This window comes from Enterobacter sp. ZOR0014 (genome assembly GCF_000798855.1).
In the GTDB taxonomy this organism is placed as follows: Bacteria; Pseudomonadota; Gammaproteobacteria; order Enterobacterales; family Enterobacteriaceae; genus Enterobacter; species Enterobacter kobei.
The window spans coordinates 1-1151 of the sequence record NZ_JTLF01000272.1; the positions used below are offsets into that span (position 1 = coordinate 1).

Consider the following 1151-nt stretch of genomic DNA (forward strand, 5'->3'; position numbering starts at 1 on the left):
AAATGGCACGCTGCGCGCCCCTGCTGACCAGAACGACTCCGGGCAGGCCGAACCGTCAGGCGATACGAAGACGAAATTCACACTGACGGAGAAACGACCATGACGATGAACCTGCACACCCAGACAACAGCCCCTAAAGCTGCACAGGCGACCAGCGTATCCCCGCTGGAGCAGTCAGGCTCCTCAAAAACGAAATTTTCCAGGGGCAAAGCCCGCGCGGGCGCGGTTAAAACAGACCTCTACCAGACCGTCACGGATGGCATCATTGCCACCCTGGAAAGCGGCGTTAAGCCGTGGGTGTGCCCGTGGGTTCGAAACGGCGCAGCGGCGGGATTACCGGCCAACTTCAGCACCGGCACGGCCTACAGCGGAATTAATATCATGCTGCTGTGGTGCAGTGCGGCAAAACAGGGGTTCCAGGACTTTCGCTGGCTGACCTACAAACAGGCGCAGGAGCTGGGCGGTCAGGTTCGCAAGGGTGAACACGGCACGACGGCCATTTTTTACAAGACGCTGGAGAAAGAGGACGAGGACGGGGAAATCGAGAAAATCCCGATGCTGAAAGCCTTTACCGTGTTTAACGTGGAGCAAATCGACGGCCTGAGCATCGAGAGCGTGCCGCAGCCGGTTGCCGGTTTCGATCCGCTGCCGCAGGCGGAAGCACTCATGACCCGGAGCGGGGCAAAAATTACTGAGCAGGGCGTAAAGGCGTTCTATCGTCCGGCCACCGATGAAATCGTCCTGCCGGAGCGGTTCCGCTTCGCGGACGCGGCGAACTTCTACGCCACCGGCCTGCATGAGCTGGTTCACTGGACGGGGGCAGCGTCCCGCCTCAATCGTGAAAAAGGCAATAAGTTTGGCTCTGAGGCGTATGCGTTTGAGGAGCTGATCGCCGAGCTGGGCAGCGCGTTTCTGATGGCGGATTTGGGTATTACGGGAGAGGTGCAGCATGAAAGCTATATCGCGTCCTGGCTGAAAGCCCTGAAGGGAGACAAGCGCTACATCTTTAAAGCGGCAGCAGCGGCATCTAAGGCGCACCGCTGGCTGATGGACTGCTGACAGCTGGAGCCCTGCGGTGCAGGGCTTCAGAATTTTTGAAAGAGATAAAATCAGGGGGGGGGATTATATAAGTCACTGTTTTTTATGGTTCT

1 protein-coding gene is annotated in these 1151 nt (G+C 57.9%); it reads left to right on the forward strand.

Annotated features, from left to right (window positions below; all coding sequences use genetic code 11):
* Positions 1 to 99 precede the first annotated feature (99 nt).
* A complete protein-coding gene (locus L977_RS14115; RefSeq protein WP_047626020.1) occupies positions 100 to 1059 on the forward strand; it encodes an ArdC family protein in 960 nt (319 codons plus the stop codon).
* Positions 1060 to 1151: the final 92 nt, after the last annotated feature.